Origin of the sequence: Oceanimonas sp. CAM02 (assembly GCF_032842915.1) — a bacterium.
GTDB classification, from domain to species: domain Bacteria; phylum Pseudomonadota; class Gammaproteobacteria; order Enterobacterales; family Aeromonadaceae; genus Oceanimonas; species Oceanimonas smirnovii.
Genome location: NZ_JAWJBK010000038.1, coordinates 1 through 18,540, shown reverse-complemented (window position 1 = coordinate 18,540; position 18,540 = coordinate 1). Strand labels below are relative to the sequence as shown.

Genomic DNA, 18,540 nt, shown 5'->3' with positions numbered 1-18,540 from the left:
AAAAACTGTAACTCAGCAGTCAGTTCCTTTAGTATGGCAAGGTTTTTGCAGTAGAAGGAGTTGATTGTGAGCAAGCAAAGAATCGCGATTTTGGGCGCCGGTCCCAGTGGTCTGGCACAGTTGAGAGCGTTTGAAGCAGCTCGCAAGGCAGGGGTTCAGGATCTGCCGGAAATCGTTTGTTTTGAAAAGCAAAGTGACATCGGTGGCATGTGGAACTACACATGGCGCACGGGTTTAGATAAAAATGGCGAGCCAGTTCATGGCAGCATGTATCGGTATTTGTGGTCCAACGGCCCGAAAGAGTGTCTGGAATTTGCCGACTACTCGTTTGACGAGCACTTCGGCCGTGCCATTCCTTCCTATCCGCCGCGTGCCGTGCTGAAAGACTACATCATGGGTCGTATCGACAAGCAGGCCATTTCTAAATACATCCGTTTTGAATGCCCGGTTCGCTGGGTCAGCCATGACGATGCTACCGGCAAGTTCACCGTGACCGTGATGAACCACAAGACCGGTCAGCAGGAAAGCGACGAATTTGACTATGTGGTGGTGGCCACCGGTCACTTCTCCACCCCCAACATGCCTTACTTTGAGGGTGTAGAGCAGTTTCCGGGCCGGGTACTGCATGCCCATGACTTCCGTGACGCGCTGGAATTTAAAGACAAGAACGTACTGCTGGTAGGTGCCAGCTATTCAGCGGAAGACATCGGCTCCCAGTGCTATAAGTACGGTGCTAAATCGGTAACCATCAGCTATCGCAGCAATCCGCTGGGTTTTGACTGGCCCGAGGGCATGGAAGAACGTCCGCTGCTGTCTCATTTTGATGGCAGCACCGGCTATTTTGCCGATGGCTCTACCAAAGAGTTCGATGCCATTATTATGTGCACCGGCTATCTGTTCCATTTCCCGTTCCTGCCGGATGCACTGCGTCTGCAGACACATAACTGCCTGTACCCGGACAACCTGTACAAGGGCATTTTCTTCCAGAACAACCCGAAGATGATTTATCTGGGCATGCAGGATCAGTATTTCACCTTCAACATGTTCGACGCCCAGGCCTGGTATGCCCGCGACGTGATCATGGGCAAGATCACCTTGCCTGAGGCAGATCAGCGCCGTAAAGATATGGACAGCTGGCTGACGCGCCACGAGCGGCTGGGTGGCTGCTGTGACTCCATTGATTTCCAGGCCAGCTATATTCGCGATCTGCTCGGCCCCACCGACTATCCCGAGTTTAAGGTGGAAGAGCAAGCAGCCCTGCTCAAGGAATGGCAGCAGCACAAGCAGGAAGGCATTATGAACTTCCGCGAAAAGTGCTATCGCTCCACCGTGACCGGCACCATGGCTGCCCGTCTGCCGGGCACCTGGCTGGATATCAAGGACGACTCACTGGAAAGCTTTATGTCCCTTGAGTTTATTGAAAACAAGAACTTCGATAAGGTCGACTGAAAGCCAGCCCTGAGCTAATAAAAAGCCCGCGATATAAAGCGGGCTTTTTTGTGCCTAAAATTGCGCCCGGAATGCCCGGTACTCCCGCTGTGCTTCACTGGCGGTGATGGTGCATAACCGCAGAGTCTGCCCGGGCCGGCACTGGGCCAGGCGAGCGCAGGCCAGGGGTGTGAGGGTGCCGAGGCGCGGATAACCGCCAATAGTTTGACGGTCGTTCAGCAGTATGATGGGCTGGCCGTCCGGGGGGACCTGCACCGCACCCAGAGTCAGCCCTTCTGAAATCAATGATGTCATGTTGCACTGCAAAACAGATCCTTGAATCCGGATCCCCATGCGATCCGATCGAGGATCCACGGTCCAGGGCCGGTTCAATGTCTCGATCAGGCTGTGATCCTCAAAATGACGAAACTGGGCACCGGGGATCAGCGCCAGCACCGGCTCGTCCTGGTAATCAGGCTTTTCTTGAGCGGGAAGGCCACGAGTTAACGTATTTTCCTGCGCGTTGGCATCAAACATCAGTTCGTCGCCGGCGGCCAGCGGACTGCCATCGCCCTTGTGGCCGCCCAGACCGTCGCGCACTACGCAGGCGGTGCTGCCCAACACAGACCCGGCAATAAAGCCACCGGCTACCGCCAGATAACCACGCACTCCGCTGCGTGCCATGCCAAGAGCAAGGGTATCGCCGGGTTGCAGGGTAAACGACTGCCAGTTTGGCTGCGGCCTGTCATTTACCCGTGCCTGTAACTGAGCACCACACAACGCCAGCCGGCAGGGTTGCCGGGCAATAAGGGTTAATCCCCCAAGGGTGATTTCCAGCGCCGTGGCACCCCAGCTATTGCCCACCAGCCAGTTGGCCCAGGCCCAGGCGTGCATATCGGCAGGCCCGCCCTGAGCTACCCCCAGATGACGCACACCAACGCGGCCGGCGTCCTGCAGTGTGCTGAGCGGACCGGGCTTTGCTATCAGCAGACTCATAATGCCTCCATAGGGGTCATATCGCCCCCCAGCCGTTCAAACTCGGCGCGGCTTACCGGCTCAAAGCGTACTCTGTCGCCCACTCGCAGCAGGCTCAGACTGCGGCTGGCGGGGTCAAACAGCCTGATGGGCGTACGTCCCAGCAGGTTCCAGCCGCCTGGGGTGGCGCTAGGGTAGACGGCGGTCTGGCGGCCGGCCAGGGCTACACTGCCGGCGGGCACCTTTGCGCGCGGGCTGGCAAGACGGGGTGTTTCCAGCTCGGCGGGCAGGGTGCCCATAAAGGCAAAGCCGGGCGCAAAGCCCAGGGCAAACACCCGGTAGGTGTGGCTGCTGTGCAGCTCAATAATGTGTTGTATGCTCAGGCCGGTATGTTGCTCCAAACGGGCCAAATCCGGGCCCACGCTGGGGTGATACCAGACCGGCAGGGTCTTTACCTCGTTCTGAGTGTTATCTTTCAGCGGCGTAAGTGTGGCCAGCAGAGTTTGCAGCCACTGGCCGGCCTCGGCATGATCCAGCGTGAGCGGATCAAACTGTACCAGCAAAGTGGTGTAGGACGGCACCAGATCCAGCAGGTGCTTGCCAAAGACCCGTTCGCAGTCCTGTATCAGCGCCGCAATCCAGTTCATATTGGCGTCGTCGATATGATCGAACAGCCGCACCAGCCAGGCGTCGAGACCGGCATTTTCCAGCCCGGGGTTCATGCCATGCTGTCCAGCATGCGGCGAATAGCTGCCACGGCGGCAATGGACTCTGGATTGTCACCGTGCACGCACAAGGTATGGGCGGTAAGTCTGAGCGGGCTGCCATCAATGGCGGCAAGGGGCTCGCCGGCGGCAATGCGCCGGGCCTGCTCCACAATCACCCCGGGGGCGTGATGCACGGCACCGGGCTGACTGCGGGGCACCAGAAAGCCGGCGGCATCATAGGCACGATCGGCAAAGGCTTCAAACCATAAAGTGATGCCGTGTTGTTCGGCCAGTTCCTGCGCTGGCTGCGGATTTGCGGTGGCCATCAGCATCAGCGGCAGGGTAGGGTTAAAGGCAGCCACTGCCCGCATAATGGCCGCTAGCACTGCTTCTTCTTTCATCATGTCGTTATAAAGCGCGCCGTGGGGTTTGAGGTAGTGCACTTGCGCACCCTCTGCCACACAAATGCCATGCAGGGCCCCCAGCTGATAAAGCACCATGTTCTCCACTTCGGCAGGGGATGCCGCCAGCGAGCGGCGGCCAAAACCCACCATGTCGGGGTAGGCGGGGTGCGCGCCCACTTTCACCCCATGCGCGTTGGCCAGCTGCACGGTGCGGCGTATGGTGTCGGGGTCGGCGGCGTGAAAGCCGCAGGCCACATTGGCCAGATCCACAAAGGGCATTACTGCCTCGTCCTGACCCATGGTCCAGGTACCAAAACTTTCTCCCATATCGGCATTCAGCAGTAATGTGGCCATTTACTTTCCTTCTTACTCAAAAAAACAGTTAAAGGGTCGACTAAATCAAATTAACCAAGTCGTTTTAACGGCATCATAGCCTCAGAATAACTAAAGACTCGGGCGGGATTGCCATGTTTTCATTATCCACTATTCGGGCCAAACTGTTTGCCTCGGTTGTGCTGACGCTGCTGCTGATAGGCAGTGCTCTGGGCATGACGCTGTATGGTGTGCAGCAGGTGCGCGATACCTTCGTTGATTTTCTGGAAGTCAGCCAGCCCCGGCTGGATGCGTTAAACCGCATGTATGGCAATGGCCTGCTGGCAGGCATTGCCAGTCGTAATAAAATTTTTAATGCGTCGCTGGTCATGGCCGACGAAGTCGTGGCCGAGGCCCAGGCCGGGTTTGAGCGTGATATGGCGTTTTTAACCAGCGGTGCCGGTGCCAGTGAACTCACCCGGGCTAGCATGGCCATTATTGCCGAACACTGGCAAACCGTAAGTGACAGCCGCCGGCAAGTGCTGGCCATGGCAGCCAATGGCCGTCAGGAAGCGGCCGCCCGTTTGCTGGCACGCACGGAAAACCCGGCCTGGCGTGCCATTCGGGTTGAACTGGATAACCTGATGGCGAGCGAGCATCAAGAGGCCCTGCTCATTCGTGATCACATGCAACAGCAGGTAGATAACACTTACATGCGCGGCCTGATTGCCGGTGCGCTGGCGGTGCTGGTGGTACTGGTCATTAATCTGGGTATTTCCCGCAGCCTGCACCAGCGGCTGGGGCTGACTCAGCGCATGATCAACGGGCTGGCGGACGGTGACGGTGATTTGACCCGCCGGCTGGAGCTGAGCGGTAACGACGAGCTGACTGCCATGGCCGCCAGCGTGAACGTATTTGTAGACAAGGTGCACCGGCTGGTAAAGGAAGTGACAGCATCTACCTTTGAGGTTACTGCCGCTGCCGAACAGCTGGCACAGATCACCGAGCAGTCGGCGGGCTCAGTGCAACGACAGCACACCGAAACCGAGCAGGTAGCTACTGCCATGAATGAAATGACCGCCACCGTGCAGGAAGTGGCGCAGAGCGCCTTGTCGGCATCGGATGCTGCTTTGCAGGTGGATGATGCCACCGAAGAAGGCAACAAAGTGGTGGAGCATACCGGCCGCAGCATAGAGCAGCTGGCCAGCGAGGTAGAAAAAGCCGCTCAGGCCATGGAGCAGGTAGGGGATCACAGCGAGCAAATCAGCTCGGTGCTGAGTGTGATTCGTGATATTGCCGATCAAACCAACCTGCTGGCGCTGAACGCTGCCATTGAAGCCGCCCGTGCCGGCGAGCAGGGCAGGGGCTTTGCTGTGGTGGCCGACGAAGTGCGCAACCTGGCCAGCCGCACCCAAAACTCCACTGCCGAAATTCATGCCATGATCACTCAGTTGCAGGACGGCGCGCGTAATGCCATTGCCGTGATGCAAACTGGCCGCAACCAGGCCTATGACAGCGTGCAGTCGGCACAGGATGCGCGTATGGCGCTGGAAAAGATCACCGCCGCAGTGGCTCGTATACGGGATATGAACGCCAGCATTGCCAGCGCCGCCGAGCAGCAGTCGGCGGTGGCGGAAGAAATTAACCGCAATATTACCAATATTAACGACATTACCCAGCAGGTGAACACAGGCACGGATCAAACCCGCGATTCCAGCAGCGGTCTGGCCCGGCTGGCTGAGCAGCTGCAGGAGCAGGTCAGACACTTTAGGGTGTAATATCAGACGGCGGTTGTGAGCAGCATCACGGCCGCCGGCAAGGCCATAAAAAAATAATCTTGCCTGCAGTTTTTTTCAGATTATGATGTGCGCTCATTTTAACCAAGAGGTCCGGTCAAACGCCGGTATATAATATGGACTGCTCGCGAAGTTGCTTGCACCACACTGTTTCACATTCTTTTTCCCGCTTTTCTCCGCTGTTTTTGGCACTCGCCATTTTACTCCGACCCTGCCGCCGTCATGGCTATACTGACTTTGCCGGTATGACGCGCGCTGTTCGCTGATCCGCATTACCACCTTCTCTCTACGAGGTAAAACATGGAATTCCTGATGGATCCGTCTGTGTGGGCGGGCTTGCTGACACTGGTTATTCTTGAAATTGTACTGGGTATCGACAACCTGGTATTTATTGCCATTCTGGTCAAAAAATTGCCGCCTCATCAGCGCGAAAAAGCCCGGATTATCGGCCTGACCCTGGCAATGGTGATGCGTCTGGGCTTGCTGAGTGTGGTGTCCTGGCTGGTAACGCTGACCACGCCGCTGGTCACTCTGGGCAGCTTCAGCTTCTCGGGACGGGATCTCATTCTGATGGCCGGAGGTCTGTTTTTGCTGTTCAAGGCCACTTCAGAGCTGCACGAGCGGCTGGAAGGCAGCATGCACGAAGAGGTAAAGAGCAATGTTTACGCCGGCTTTGGCGTGGTGATTGCCCAGATCCTGGTGCTGGATGCGGTGTTCTCGCTCGACTCCATTATTACCGCTGTGGGCATGGTGGATAACCTGGCAGTGATGATGATTGCCGTTGTGGTGGCCATGGCGGTGATGCTGGCGGCGTCCAAATCCCTGACCGACTTTGTGAACGCTCATCCCACGGTAGTGGTGCTGTGTCTGAGCTTCCTGCTGATGATTGGCTTCAGTCTGGTGGCGGAAGGCTTTGGCTTCCATATTCCCAAAGGTTATTTGTATGCTGCCATTGGTTTCTCGATTCTGATTGAGTTCTTTAACCAGCTGGCTCAGCGCAACAAAGTGCGCCAGGAGTCTCACCGGCCGCTGCGTGAACGCACTACTGATGCCATATTCCGGCTGATGGGCGGCAAGGACAAAACCGAAGACGAGACGGAAGAAACCCCCCAGCAAATTGAACAGCAGGGCTTTGTGGACGAAGAGCGCAATATGATAAGCGGCGTGCTGTCTTTGGCCGAGCGCTCCATTCGCACCGTGATGACGCCCCGCTCCGACATAGTGTGGCTGGACATTAACGACACCCGGGAAGAGCAGGTGGCAGAGCTGATGGCGTCTTCTCACAGCCAGTTTCCGGTGTGCGACGGCGAGCTGGATAATCTGCTGGGGGTGGTGCGGGCCAAGGATCTGATGGCCGGCCTGAAGGCCGGTAAAACCCTGGCTGAGCTGGCGGAAGGCAGTGTGCCCATTATTGTGCCCGACAGCATCAGCGTGATCCGCCTGCTTAACGTGCTGCGTGATGCCCGTGGCCATATGGTGCTGGTGAATGACGAGTTCGGCACTGTGCAGGGGCTGGTCACGCCTCACGATCTGCTGGAAGCCATAGTGGGTGAGTTTCTGGATGAAGACGAAGACCCGGAAATCATTACTGAAGACAGTGGCTGGCTGGTAAAGGGGAGTACCGATCTGCACTATCTGGAGCAGGTACTGTCTCGCCGGGGTCTGGTGGATCCTGAAGATGAATACGCCACCCTGGCCGGCCTGCTGCTGGCGCTGGCAGGACAACTGCCGGAAGCCGGTGCCGTGTTTGAACATGAAGATCTGCGCTTTGAGGTAACGGAAGTGGAAGACTTCCGCATTGCTCAGGTGCGCATCACGCCGCTGGCGGCATAAGCCTGAAGCAAACAATAAGGGAGCACCTCGGTGCTCCCTTTTTTGTATTTACCGCTTTTGTCATTCCGGGCTATAAGGTATACGTCATTCTGGGTTTTAAGATTAGCGTCATTCCGGGCTTGACCCGGAATCTCGGGCGAATGGCACTGTGCCGCCTGCCAAAAGATACCGGCTCAAGGCCGGTATGACGGGGCATTGCAGGGTGCCGTTACAGCACCTGCTCAATTGCCGACTTCAGCCGCTTGCTCTCGGGGCCGGTAATGCTGGAAAACACCTCGGTGACCCGGCCGTCTTTGTCGATCACGAATTTATAAAAATTCCAGCGGGGCTGCTTACCGCTCTGGCGGGTAATTTCCTTGAAAATGGGATGAGCCGAGTCGCCTTTCACGCCAATGGGGGCGGCCATATCAAAGGTAACGCCAAAGTTCTGAAAGCAGACTCTGGCGGCTTCTTCCTCGCTTTTGGCTTCCTGATTAAAATCGTTGGACGGAAAGCCCACCACCTTCAGGCCTTTATCCTTATATTGCTGATGCAGCGCCTCCAGCCCTTCAAACTGGCTGGTAAAGCCACAGTGGCTGGCGGTGTTCACCACCAGCATAGGCTGACCGGCAAACTGGCGCATATCCAGCATGGTGTCGGCATGCAGCCGGGGCAGCTGGTGCTCATAAAGGGCGGTGGTGTCAGGCTCTGCAGCGGTCGCCGCAGAGCAGAACAGGGCAGTACACAGAGTTCCGATCAGTCGTTTCATAACGGGCATCCTTTAACGTTCGGCAGTGCTACAAACAGACCTGCTGGCTGGCAAAAATGCTTCACCACCAGCGGTTGCGGTGCAGCCAGAACCCCAGGCCGCCACCCAGCGCCAGCAGGCTGATACAGAAAATCCAGAAGGCAGCGGGGCTGTCGGCACCGGGCATGCCTCCCAGGTTAATACCGAACAGGCCGGTGAGAAAACTGGCTGGCAAAAACATCAGCGCCATAATCGACATCTGATAGGCACGGTGATTAGTAGCCTCGGTCATCAGGTTATTGACTTCGTCCGCCAGCACGGCGGTGCGCGCCAGGCCGGCGTCGAGGTCGTCCAGCCACCGCCGCAGGCGGTCGGCAATGTCGAGCAGGCGGCGGCGATCATCGTCGTTGAGCCAGCCGATTTTTTCGCTGGCCAGCCGGGCGATCAGATCCCGCTGGGGAGAAAGATAACGTCGTACCAAAATCATCTGTTTGCGAATGCGGCCCAGCCGGCTGTTAGTGGGCAGCTCACGCATCAGTATCTGCTCTTCCAGCTCCAGAATATGGTCGTGCAGGTCTTCCACAAACTCGCCGGCCCGGTCGGTGAGGGCGTCGCATATTTCCACCAGCCAGTCCCCAAGAGTGACGGGTTCGCCGGTATTGGCCAGTTGCTCATACACATCCTGCTCCGACAGCAGCGGCCGGTGCCGGCTGCTGATAATGAGCGAGGGCGTGATGTAGATGCGCAGGGCGACCATTTCTTCCGGGCTGTTGCCCTGGTTATGGTTAATGCCGCGCAGGGTAAGCAGCAGGTTGTCGCCCTGGCGCACCAGCTTGGGCCGGCTGCTCTGGCCCAGCAATGCCTCGCGGGCGGCCTCGCTGATCAGCTCCGTTTTTCGCAGCCAGCCAGCGCTCTCGGGCTGCTCGTAGTCCAGATGCAGCCACACCGGCGCCGCCGTGGTGGCCTGCTGATCCTGTAATGGCCTGAGACCGCCCTCAGCACTCAGCTGAAGACGATAAATGCACTTTTGCGGTAGCTGTTCCATCGGCTTCTCTCCCACTCACACCAAAGCACCAGCTTATAATATGGTGCTGCCAGGTTCATGCGAAACCTTTGCTTTCTTTCAGTCACTTCAATCCCATGTAAACTAGGCCCCATTGCTCACTTACCCGACTAAGATATGCGCCGAGGCTCGTACCACCCGGATATGGATGACGCCACCATCAATGTCCGTACCCTGAAAACCCTTGTTCCTTACCTGCTGGCCTGGAAGGGCCGCATTGCCTTGGCGCTGTTGTGCCTGGTGGCAGCCAAGCTGGCCAGCGTAGGCCTGCCCTTTATTCTAAAGCACATAGTGGACGGCATGGACACCGCCGTAAGCACGGTAGTGGCGCTGCCCCTTGGGCTGTTGCTGGCCTACGGCACGGTGCGCTTTGCCAATGTGCTGTTTGGGGAAATTCGCGACGCCCTGTTTGGCCGGGTCACCGAGCGGGCCATGCGCCGTATTGGCCTGAGCGTGTTTAATCACCTGCACCGGCTGGAGTTGGATTTTCACCTTAACCGCAGCACCGGCGGCCTGTCCCGCGATATAGAGCGGGGCGTGACCGGGGTGGGCTTCTTGCTGCGCTTTATGGTGTTCAATATTGTGCCCACTCTGCTGGAAATTGGCCTGGTCACGGCGCTGCTGCTGATCAACTACTCGGTGTGGTTTGCGCTGATTACTCTTGGGGCCGTGGTGGTGTATGTGGCCTGGTCGGTGGTGGCCACCGACTGGCGTACCCGCTATGTGCGCGCCGCCAACAAGGCCGACTCACAAACCCACAGCCGGGCGGTGGACAGCCTGCTCAACTTTGAAACGGTCAAATACTTCAACAACGAGCAGTACGAGGCGGGCCGGTACGATGACGATCTGGCCGAGTGGGAGCAGGCCCGGCGCAATAACCGGCTCAGCCTGTTTGCGCTGAACGGCGGGCAGGCGCTGATCATCGCCGTGGCCATGACCGCCATGATGATACTGGCCGGCCAGCAAGTGGTGGCGGGCACCATGACCCTGGGCGACTTTGTGCTGATCAACGCCTTTATGATGCAGCTGTTTCTGCCGCTCAATTTTCTTGGCTTTGTGTACCGGGAGATGAAGGGGTCACTGGCCAACATTGAGCGCATGTTTGCGCTGCTGCGCCGCCAGCCGCAAATTACCGACGCGGATAACGCGCCTGAGCTTGAAGTCAGCCGGGGCGAAATCGAGTTTCGCCACGTCAGTTTTGGTTACCGCCCCGACCGGCAAATTCTGCATGATCTCAGCTTTACCCTGAGGCCACAACAGAAGCTGGCAGTGGTGGGGGCCAGCGGCTCGGGCAAGTCCACCCTGGTCAAGCTGCTGTTTCGGTTTTACGAGGTGGGCGAGGGCGCCATTCTTATCGACGGCCAGGACATACGGCGAGTGAGTCAGGCGTCCCTGCGCCGGGCTATCGGCATAGTGCCGCAAGATACGGTGCTGTTTAACGCCTCTATTTACGACAACATTCGTTATGGCCGCATCGACGCCAGCGAGGACGAGGTGAACGAGGCCATTCGCCTGGCTCACCTCGATGACTTTATCGCCAGTCTGCCGGAAGGCAGCGCCACCCTGGTGGGGGAGCGCGGGCTTAAACTGAGCGGCGGCGAAAAGCAGCGGGTGGCCATTGCCCGCACCATTTTAAAACGGCCGCCCATTCTGGTGTTTGACGAGGCCACTTCGTCCCTCGACAGCCGCTCCGAGCGCAGCATATTGCAGGCCATTCGTGAGGTGTCCCGGGGGCAGAGCAGCCTGGTGATCGCCCACCGGCTGTCCACCATAGTGGACGCCGACCATATTCTGGTGATGCAGGACGGCCGCATCGCCGAGCAGGGCAGCCACGAGCAGTTGCTGGCCGCAGACGGCCTTTATGCCCAGCTGTGGCGGCTGCAGCAGAAACAAGAGGAGCAACCGGCATGATCAAGGTTTATCTGGGGCTGGCGCTCTGGTACCTGCTGCTCAGTCTGATCACGCTTGGGGTGTACTGGTGGGACAAGCGCGCTGCTATTCATGGTAACTGGCGGGTGCCCGAGCGCACTCTGCATATGCTGGCATTGCTGGGCGGCTGGCCCGGTGCCTGGCTGGGGCAATATTGGCTGCGTCATAAAACCCGCAAGGCGTCGTTTCGCATCATCTTCTGGCTGACGGTGCTGCTGAATCTGACGCTGCCGGTGCTGCTGTGGTGGGCGCGCTGGGAGTAGCAGTTAACCGCCGTGGCAACGCTATCGGTTATGATGGTGGCCGGTGCTAATACAACCAACAGGGAAACGAGTCATGCCGGAACAACAGCAGTATATAGAGCACACTGAAAACTGGGTGAAGCAGGTGATCATGAAATACAACCTGTGCCCCTTTGCCCGGCGGGAGGTGGAGCGGGCCAGCATTCGCTATGTGGTGGTGGAAGAGCACAAGCCGAAAGAGGTGCTGCAGGCGCTGCTGGCGGAATGTCGGCTGCTGGACGAGCAGCCGGAAACAGAAACCACTCTGGTGATCCTGCCCCGGGGTTTTGAGGGCTTTTACGCCTATCTGGATCTGGTTGACCTGGCGGATGAGCTGCTGTTTGAGCAGGGTTATGAAGGTAAATATCAGCTGGCCAGTTTTCACCCCGACTACTGTTTTGACGGCGAACCCCAGGATGACGCCGCCAACTACACCAACCGCTCGCTTTATCCCACTCTGCACCTTATTCGCGAAGCCAGCATTGAAGCAGCACTGACAGACTATAACGACCCCGAGTCCATTCCCGAGCGCAATATTCACTTTGCCCGGCGCAAGGGCAGCGACTTTTTTGTGCGGCTGCTGGCACAGTGCACGCAAACACCCAAAGCCAAATAAAAACGGCTATCGCACCACCAGCACAGAGCCGGGTGTGTTTGCGGCATGCAGCGCGTTTTCTCGTTTTTAAGCTAGATCCCCGCTGGTGGGTGATATATCGTTGCTCTCTAATTAAAAAATGGTGCCTTTTGAGCACTGCCTAACCCCCAAGGAGCAAAGCCATGTTGAAGAAAGCACTCATTCTGAGTACCGGCCTGTTTGCCGCCTCTGTTTCTGCCCAGGCTGATCTGTTCAAGCCGGAAGATGCCGTTAAATATCGTCAGTCCCTGTATCAGGTGATGTCTGCTCAGGCGGGCGTGATTGGTGGTATGGCCAAGGGTGAAATCGACTTTGATGCTGCTGCTCTGCACCAGCGTGCTCTTAACCTGAGCCAGGCGGCGGGTCTGCTGGGTGAAACCTACTTTCCTGAAACCCGCGGCGTAGAGTCCAGCAACCTGCTGGACAAAGCCTGGGACGATATGGAAGGCATGCAGGCCAAGGGCAAGGACTTTGGCGATGCGCTGCAGAATCTGGTTAAGGTGTCCGGTGAGGAAGGCTTTGATCAGGCTGATGCACGCAAGGCCGCCGGTGCTCTTTTCAAAACCTGTAAGGGTTGCCACGATAATTACCGCAAAGACTAAACTTATATTGCGGATATAACAACGCCGGGGCCTGCCCCGGCGTTGTTGTTATTACAGTCTGAACAGCGCCTCAACGGCACCCCAGGCAATGATGGCGGCAATGATAAAGCGTAGCCACGGAAAGCCGGTATGCCCGGGCAGCCGGTCGGCCACCTGCTCTGCCGGTGCCTGCTTGCGGCCGGTGATCATGGGGCCCACCAGATTTTCACCGCGTAACCGGTAAAGCAGCACAGCACACACATGCAGCCCCACCAATACCAGCATGCCCCAGTAAAACCAGCGTTTGTGCCAGCGGGTCATCTGCTCGGCAGTGTCACCGGTAACGTAGTCGTAAAGCGGGCCGGTATAGAAAATATCATCGGTGGCAAACAGGCCCGTGCCTGCCTGCAGCAGCAAACCACCCAGCAGCACCAGTACCATAATGCCGCCCATGGGGTTGTGGCTCAGGTAAACGGGCTTTTGTGGTGTCAGGCTGGCGCGCAGATAGGCCACAATATGACGGGGGTGATACACAAAGTGGCTGAAGCGGGCATAGGGAGTGCCTATAAAGCCCCAGATCACTCTATATAACACCAGGCTTATCAGAATTTGGGCAAACAACATGTGCTTGTCCATGTCTTCACCGGCGTAATACCACAGCAGCGCCATTAATACCGGCATACTCCAGTGAAACAAACGAATGGACCAGTCCCAGACCGGAACCGAAGATGAAGGGGGTGTACTCATAAACCATGATTCTCCGTGCAACCAGTTACCCGCCACCCGGGCAGATTGGTATGACCTTTTAGTACTGCAAAGGTGCCAAAATAAAATATCCCGGTAAAGACCGGGATAGCATTAATGGGAGGCAGGGTTTATTTGGCTTGTTCGGCCTGCTTTTCGCGTATTTCAGCCAGTGCCTGCTCCAGGCCCTGACGATACTGATTACGGGTAAGGGCGTTAATTTCCTGCCATTTGGCCTCGGGAGCAAAGTCGATGGTGGTCTCGGTGGCCACATCCCGGCCCTGCAGAGCAATCCAGCGCGGGTCATAGTCACGGATTTGTTCGCTGTCCCATTGCAGCACCTGGTTCACAATGGCCTGCAGCCGGTCTGGGTTGCCCATGGAATGCGGACCAATACGCACGCCAAACTGTTTGTTCAGCTGGCTCACAGCGGCATGAGTGGTGTTGTCACCGGATTTGTTGGCGTCGCTGCGGGCGCGCAGCTGTGCCACGTAATACCAGAAAGTGCCCTGATCTTCATAATCGTTGTCAAACATAATGGCCGACATCAGATACAGTACCGGCGGTGCATAGCTGTTGGGGTCTTGCAAAATGGTGTTAATGGTATCTGCCTTGCCGGCAGCAATATCATCCATGGCCTGCTGAGAACGGCTGACATCAATCCGGGCAAACTCACCTTTGGGAGTAACGGGCCCCTGCGGTGGTTGTTGCTCACTGGTTTGAGGCGTCTGTTTTTTGCTCTCGGTGTTGGCAGCGGTGTCTGAGTCGGGCTTGCCGGCACAGGCGGCCAGCAGCACACACAACAGAAGCGGACTAAGTTTTTTCATGGTTGAGTCTCTTGAGAAAGAATATATCCAGCAAAGCGGGAAACAGAATACAAGTCAAGGGTGAGACTCATCATGCTCCTCAAGGTTCAGTCTGGTGCGACTGCTTCTGCCAGAACAGATGAATATCCTGCCGGTAAGACGCCGGAATGCTGCGGGAGCAGGTTAATACCACTCTGCCACCCTTGTTCATGCCCCTTATGGTGCCTCTGAGGGTTTGAGCATCGGTAGCCAGCTGATGGCAGTGATGAAGCAGATATGAAGGCGGCTGTCCGCGCTTTACTTTAAGATGATCATTGCGAATGGTGATACAGAAGCTTTCCTGCCGCCGGCGCAGCAAATAAAGCAGCGCAAACAGCGAGGCCGAGGTTGCAGCCAGTGTGCCAAACATGGTTTTCTTCCCTGAAAACATTGAATACAAAATGATGACATTTTGAACGCTAAAGGCAATAACTCCCGTGCAAAAATTACGAATTGCCAGCTTTAATGTGGCGCTGGATCGCAGTTTTTCCGGTGCGCTGGTTGACGAGATAGCCGGAGCCGGCAGTGTTCAGCTGCACAACCTGGCGGCCATGGTACAGCAGGTGCGACCTGATATTTTGCTGCTGAATGAATTTGATCACGATGGCGAGGCGCGGCAGGCCGATCATCTCATTACTTTTGCCCGGAAATATCTTGCCGCCGGTGAGCAGGGCATGGATTACCCTTATTATTTTCTGGCACCGGTCAACACCGGACTGACCGGGCCAAAAGCATTAAATGGCAGTGATGCCCCTGTGTTGCCGCAAGACGGGCTTGGTTTCGGTGCCTTTCATGGTCAGTACGGTTTCGCGGTATTATCCCGTTTTCCGCTGGATACTGACAAGTTGCGCAGTTTTCGCCGGTTTTTATGGAAAGATATGCCTTCTGCTCGATTGCCGGCGCTGAACGGCCAGTCTTACTATCCGCCTGACGTGCTGGCGTTTTTACCGCTGTCTTCCAAAAACCATATCGATCTGCCGGTGTGCCTGCCGCACGGGCGGCGGCTGCATTTGCTGGCCAGTCATCCGGCTCCGCCCATTGATGAAGGCCCGGAGCGGCGCAACAGCTGCCGTAATCACGATGAACTGCGGCTCTGGCATGATTATATTCGCCCGGGCAGGGCAGATTATCTGGTGGATGATAAAGGCAGCCGGGGTGGTCTTGAAGCCGGTGCCGACTTTGTGATTCTGGGGGATCTGAACGCGGATCCCAAGGATGGTAACGGTTTTCGCCGGGCTATTCGTTCCTTGCTGGCAGATCCGGGGCTTAATCAGGAGGTCAGCCGGGGCCGTTTGCAGCCGGCATCACAAGGGGCGCGCCGGCTGCGGCCCTTTGAGCCTCGCCGGGGGCCGGCCCGGTTATGGACCCATGTTAATGGCCTGCGGCTGGATTATGTGTTGCCGTCTGCCCGGCTCAAGGCGCTGGCCAGCGGGGTTCACTGGCCAGCACCGGAGCAAGACGAGACGGGCTGGTTCTGGCGGAGCAATGGCAGGCCGGCCCGGCGCAGTCTTGGCTCGGATCACCGGCTGGTATGGGTGGATATCATGCTGTGATGTGAGTGTCTTCACGCTTTCACGGAGCGCGAAAGTAATAACGCGAGCAAGGTCAAACATTGGAAAGGCAATGCTGGGAAGCGCGTCTTTTTAGCGATTAAATGCTTTTCGAGACCCTAGATTGCTTTCGAAGCTTCAGTTTTTCGGGTTGGTGACCCGAAGAATCAGCTGAATTTCTTCATATCAGGGCAGGCCGTTCGGCCTGCCCTTTTTTTCGTCTGTTTTGTTGCTCTCCTGCCACGCTTTGTCCGGATCGGTACAGCTGTTTTATTTTTTCATATGTACGGAATTAACCTGCTTAAATAAGCATTATTTCTCATATTTTGAGAATCTGATTTTACACAGGTCGCTTTTCGAGCGAAGGTCGCGCTCTCTAGGAGAACCCAATGGCTGAAAAAACACCCTCCCAGGATAAAACATTTGCGTTGTTGTCAGCGCTGGCAGTGGCTGCCGAACCCCTGACCGCCAAAACACTGGCAGAGCAGACCGGTCTGCCTCTTTCCAGTGTGTATCGTTACCTGAGCACCTTGTCGCGCTGGTCACTGGTGCAGGAACGGCAAAGCGGCTATTACGCTCCCGGTCCCATGGCGGTGCAGCTGGCAGCGGGCTTTGAACAGCACAACAGTATGCTCACCTGGGCCCGGCCGTTACTCAGTGAACTGGCGGTGCGTACCGGTGAGAGTGCCGCCCTGATGATGCTGTCCGGCCACCGGGCTCTGTGTGTGGAGATGATCGACAGCTCCCAGGCGCTGCGCTGCTGCTATCAGAAAGGCCAGTCTCAGCCATTGCGGCGGGGAGCCAGTGCCAAAGTGCTGCTGGCTTTTGCCGGCAACACGCTGCGCAATAGTGTACTGGCGAGCCTGGATGATGCCGAACAGGACCTCATGCTGGCAGAGCTGGCCAGGGTGCGAGAGCAGGGATACGCCGTATCAGAAGGTGAGCTGGATTCGACTATCTGGGGAGTCAGCGCACCGGTATTAAGCGGCCGGGATCACCTGCTGGGCGGCATCAGCCTGATGGCACCCGCTGAGCGGGTGGGCACCCTGGCCGGTCAGTGGATTCGCTGGACCTGTGAGGCGGCCCAGCGTCTGGGTGCCATGAGTTATTAATATAAAAAGCAGGAGTCAATCATGAAGCAAACCACCTACAAAACGGCTGATATGAATGTCTGGCAAGGCCGGACCGATACCGACGAAGGCCCGCTGGCACTGCGCTGGCATCAGCAGGTGCAGTCGTTGTTTGGTAATGCGCCGGCCGGGGTGGCGTTGCTTGGCTTTTGCAGCGATGCCGGTGTGCGCCGGAATCAGGGTAACCCGGGTGCTGCTGCCGGTCCGGGGGCGTTGCGTTGTGCTGCTGCCAATCTGTCTTGGCATGGCAGCCGTCCTGTCTATGACGGCGGTGATGTTATTTGTCATGAAGATGAGCTGGAGAGTGCCCAGTCGATTTACGCCGAACAGGTGGCCCGTCTGCTGAATGAAGGTCACAAGGTGGTAGGCCTGGGCGGGGGACATGAAATTGCCTTTGGCAGCTTCAGCGGTCTGATGCAGCACCTGCAGACGCAGGGTACCTTGCCCAGAGTGGGTATTATCAATTTTGATGCTCATCTGGATTTGCGTCGTTCCGCCCGGCCCAGCTCCGGTACTCCTTTTAACCAGTGTGCCCACTTGTGTGAGCAGCTGAATACGGCGTTTCACTACACCTGCATTGGTGTCAACCGGTGCCATAACACGGCGGCGCTGTTTGAGCGTGCGGCCGAGCTCAATACCCGCATTGTCCACGATGAGCAGCTGCTCAGCTGGAATCCGATACCGCTGTTTGATGCGGTAGATATGGCACTGGCTGAAGCCGATGTGATTTATCTGACGATTTGTCTGGATGTCTTACCTGCCAGCCTGGCACCGGGCGTGAGTGCGCCGGCGGTGCGGGGCATGGATATGGGTCTGCTGGAGGCGGCGCTCGACCGCATTCTTGCCAGCAACAAGGTGATGATGGCGGATATTGCCGAGCTGAATCCGTCCCGTGATCACCAGTCACTCACGGCCCGTGTGGCCGCCCGCCTGCTGGCCCGCCTTGCCGGCTGATCAGCAGGCCCCTGAAAGCTGTATCAATAGGGATATGTTATGAATGTAATGACCTTCGATGTAATGACCACCACCACGCTGGCGGCGCTGTTGCTGATGCTGGGTATGTATCTGCAACGCCGTATTCCGGTGCTGCATCAGCTGTGTGTGCCGGCACCTGTGATTGGTGGTTTTGGTTTTGCGGTATTTGCCTGGCTGGCCCGGGACTGGGCACAGGTGGAGTTCAGGTTTGATCTGGCACTGCAAAGCCCGCTGATGATTGCCTTTTTTGCCACCGTAGGTCTGGGCGGCAGCCTGGCACTGCTGAAAAAAGGCGGCAAGGTGCTGGGGGTGTATCTGGTGGCCTGCTGGGTGCGCCTGTGGCCCGTCTGCTGATCAAGCGTCACAAGGTGGTCATCAATTTTGCGCGGGAACCCCCGTCCTTTCAAGGCGGGGAGGGATAGCACGGCGGCGTCAGCCGCCCCTGTTCCCGCCTCTCCTTTTAAACTGGCTATTTATACAGTGGCTTACTAAACTAAGCGCATGACGAAACGCGCCTATAAATATCGGTTTTACCCAACTCCCGAACAGGCTGAGCTGCTGGCGCAGACCTTCGGCTGTGTGCGTTTTGTCTATAACGCCATACTGCGCTGGCGTACCGATGCTTT

The 18,540-nt window shown here is 57.2% G+C and carries 20 protein-coding genes; 12 read left to right on the top strand and 8 right to left on the bottom strand.

Annotated elements, in window-relative coordinates; all coding sequences use genetic code 11:
• The first annotated feature begins 66 nt into the window (after nucleotides 1-66).
• On the top strand, nucleotides 67-1,449 hold the full coding sequence (locus R0I78_RS13765; RefSeq protein WP_317075740.1) for an NAD(P)/FAD-dependent oxidoreductase: 1,383 nt from the start codon (nucleotides 67-69) through the stop codon (nucleotides 1,447-1,449).
• A 54-nt stretch (nucleotides 1,450-1,503) separates the two neighbouring features.
• Here R0I78_RS13765 and R0I78_RS13760 read toward each other — a convergent pair whose 3' ends face one another.
• From R0I78_RS13760 to R0I78_RS13750, 3 genes are read right to left on the bottom strand one after another with little or no spacing between them, the layout of a single operon-like run.
• The gene (locus R0I78_RS13760) at nucleotides 1,504-2,424 is read right to left on the bottom strand and encodes a biotin-dependent carboxyltransferase family protein (protein ID WP_317075739.1); all 921 of its coding nucleotides are present in this window, start codon (nucleotides 2,422-2,424) and stop codon (nucleotides 1,504-1,506) included.
• Nucleotides 2,421-3,125 (bottom strand): 5-oxoprolinase subunit PxpB, encoded by a 705-nt coding sequence (gene pxpB, locus R0I78_RS13755; protein WP_317075738.1) that lies wholly within the window; start codon nucleotides 3,123-3,125, stop codon nucleotides 2,421-2,423. Before pxpB ends, R0I78_RS13760 begins: the two co-directional genes overlap by 4 nt.
• Nucleotides 3,122-3,868, bottom strand: a complete 747-nt coding sequence (locus R0I78_RS13750) for a 5-oxoprolinase subunit PxpA (protein WP_317075737.1) — start codon at nucleotides 3,866-3,868, stop codon at nucleotides 3,122-3,124. The genes pxpB and R0I78_RS13750 overlap by 4 nt, the downstream gene beginning before the upstream one ends.
• Nucleotides 3,869-3,981: 113 nt before the next feature.
• Between R0I78_RS13750 and R0I78_RS13745 the strand changes: the two genes are divergently transcribed.
• Nucleotides 3,982-5,604 carry a methyl-accepting chemotaxis protein gene (locus R0I78_RS13745; RefSeq protein WP_317075736.1) on the top strand — a complete coding sequence of 541 codons (1,623 nt, stop codon included), beginning with the start codon at nucleotides 3,982-3,984 and terminating at the stop codon, nucleotides 5,602-5,604.
• Nucleotides 5,605-5,922: 318 nt separating this feature from the next.
• Nucleotides 5,923-7,455, top strand: a complete 1,533-nt coding sequence (locus tag R0I78_RS13740; RefSeq protein ID WP_317075735.1) for a TerC family protein — start codon at nucleotides 5,923-5,925, stop codon at nucleotides 7,453-7,455.
• Nucleotides 7,456-7,663: 208 nt separating this feature from the next.
• Here the strand turns inward: R0I78_RS13740 and R0I78_RS13735 are convergent, their stop codons facing one another.
• Both R0I78_RS13735 and zntB read right to left on the bottom strand, forming a co-directional pair.
• Complete coding sequence (locus tag R0I78_RS13735; RefSeq protein WP_317075734.1) at nucleotides 7,664-8,203, bottom strand: glutathione peroxidase; 540 nt, start codon at nucleotides 8,201-8,203, stop codon at nucleotides 7,664-7,666.
• A gap of 61 nt (nucleotides 8,204-8,264) precedes the next feature.
• Complete coding sequence (zntB, locus tag R0I78_RS13730; protein ID WP_019934595.1) at nucleotides 8,265-9,227, bottom strand: zinc transporter ZntB; 963 nt, start codon at nucleotides 9,225-9,227, stop codon at nucleotides 8,265-8,267.
• 135 nt (nucleotides 9,228-9,362) lie between these two features.
• Between zntB and R0I78_RS13725 the strand changes: the two genes are divergently transcribed.
• The 4 genes from R0I78_RS13725 (at nucleotide 9,363) to R0I78_RS13710 (ending at nucleotide 12,691) form a co-directional block, all read left to right on the top strand.
• Nucleotides 9,363-11,156 carry an ABC transporter ATP-binding protein/permease gene (locus tag R0I78_RS13725; RefSeq protein ID WP_317075733.1) on the top strand — a complete coding sequence of 598 codons (1,794 nt, stop codon included), beginning with the start codon at nucleotides 9,363-9,365 and terminating at the stop codon, nucleotides 11,154-11,156.
• Entirely contained in the window at nucleotides 11,153-11,437 is a 285-nt protein-coding gene (locus R0I78_RS13720) for a DUF1294 domain-containing protein (RefSeq protein ID WP_019934593.1), read from the top strand. The genes R0I78_RS13725 and R0I78_RS13720 overlap by 4 nt, the downstream gene beginning before the upstream one ends.
• Before the next feature lie 73 nt (nucleotides 11,438-11,510).
• On the top strand, nucleotides 11,511-12,071 hold the full coding sequence (locus R0I78_RS13715; protein WP_317075732.1) for a DUF1415 domain-containing protein: 561 nt from the start codon (nucleotides 11,511-11,513) through the stop codon (nucleotides 12,069-12,071).
• A 161-nt stretch (nucleotides 12,072-12,232) separates the two neighbouring features.
• Nucleotides 12,233-12,691 (top strand): c-type cytochrome, encoded by a 459-nt coding sequence (locus R0I78_RS13710; protein ID WP_019934591.1) that lies wholly within the window; start codon nucleotides 12,233-12,235, stop codon nucleotides 12,689-12,691.
• A 51-nt stretch (nucleotides 12,692-12,742) separates the two neighbouring features.
• On the opposite strand, the gene R0I78_RS13705 is transcribed toward R0I78_RS13710, so the two are convergent.
• From R0I78_RS13705 to R0I78_RS13695, 3 genes are all read right to left on the bottom strand, one after another.
• Nucleotides 12,743-13,417, bottom strand: a complete 675-nt coding sequence (locus R0I78_RS13705; RefSeq protein ID WP_317075731.1) for a cytochrome b/b6 domain-containing protein — start codon at nucleotides 13,415-13,417, stop codon at nucleotides 12,743-12,745.
• A gap of 128 nt (nucleotides 13,418-13,545) precedes the next feature.
• Nucleotides 13,546-14,241 (bottom strand): hypothetical protein, encoded by a 696-nt coding sequence (locus R0I78_RS13700; protein ID WP_317075730.1) that lies wholly within the window; start codon nucleotides 14,239-14,241, stop codon nucleotides 13,546-13,548.
• A gap of 79 nt (nucleotides 14,242-14,320) precedes the next feature.
• Entirely contained in the window at nucleotides 14,321-14,629 is a 309-nt protein-coding gene (locus R0I78_RS13695; protein WP_019934588.1) for a DUF3634 family protein, read from the bottom strand.
• Nucleotides 14,630-14,696: 67 nt separating this feature from the next.
• Here R0I78_RS13695 and R0I78_RS13690 point away from each other — a divergent pair, with 67 nt between their 5' ends.
• From R0I78_RS13690 to R0I78_RS13670, 5 genes are all read left to right on the top strand, one after another.
• The gene (locus R0I78_RS13690; protein ID WP_317075729.1) at nucleotides 14,697-15,812 is read left to right on the top strand and encodes an endonuclease/exonuclease/phosphatase family protein; all 1,116 of its coding nucleotides are present in this window, start codon (nucleotides 14,697-14,699) and stop codon (nucleotides 15,810-15,812) included.
• Between the two features lie 386 nt (nucleotides 15,813-16,198).
• Nucleotides 16,199-16,921 carry an IclR family transcriptional regulator gene (locus R0I78_RS13685; protein ID WP_019934586.1) on the top strand — a complete coding sequence of 241 codons (723 nt, stop codon included), beginning with the start codon at nucleotides 16,199-16,201 and terminating at the stop codon, nucleotides 16,919-16,921.
• A 21-nt stretch (nucleotides 16,922-16,942) separates the two neighbouring features.
• Nucleotides 16,943-17,893, top strand: coding sequence for a formimidoylglutamase (gene hutG, locus R0I78_RS13680; protein WP_317075728.1), 951 nt, complete (start codon nucleotides 16,943-16,945; stop codon nucleotides 17,891-17,893).
• A 39-nt stretch (nucleotides 17,894-17,932) separates the two neighbouring features.
• Nucleotides 17,933-18,268: a sodium/glutamate symporter gene (locus tag R0I78_RS13675; RefSeq protein WP_317075727.1), complete on the top strand. Its 336-nt coding sequence runs from the start codon at nucleotides 17,933-17,935 to the stop codon at nucleotides 18,266-18,268.
• Between the two features lie 147 nt (nucleotides 18,269-18,415).
• Nucleotides 18,416-18,540, top strand: a 125-nt coding sequence (locus R0I78_RS13670; RefSeq protein ID WP_317075080.1) for a helix-turn-helix domain-containing protein, incomplete at its 3' end; no start/stop codon positions are given.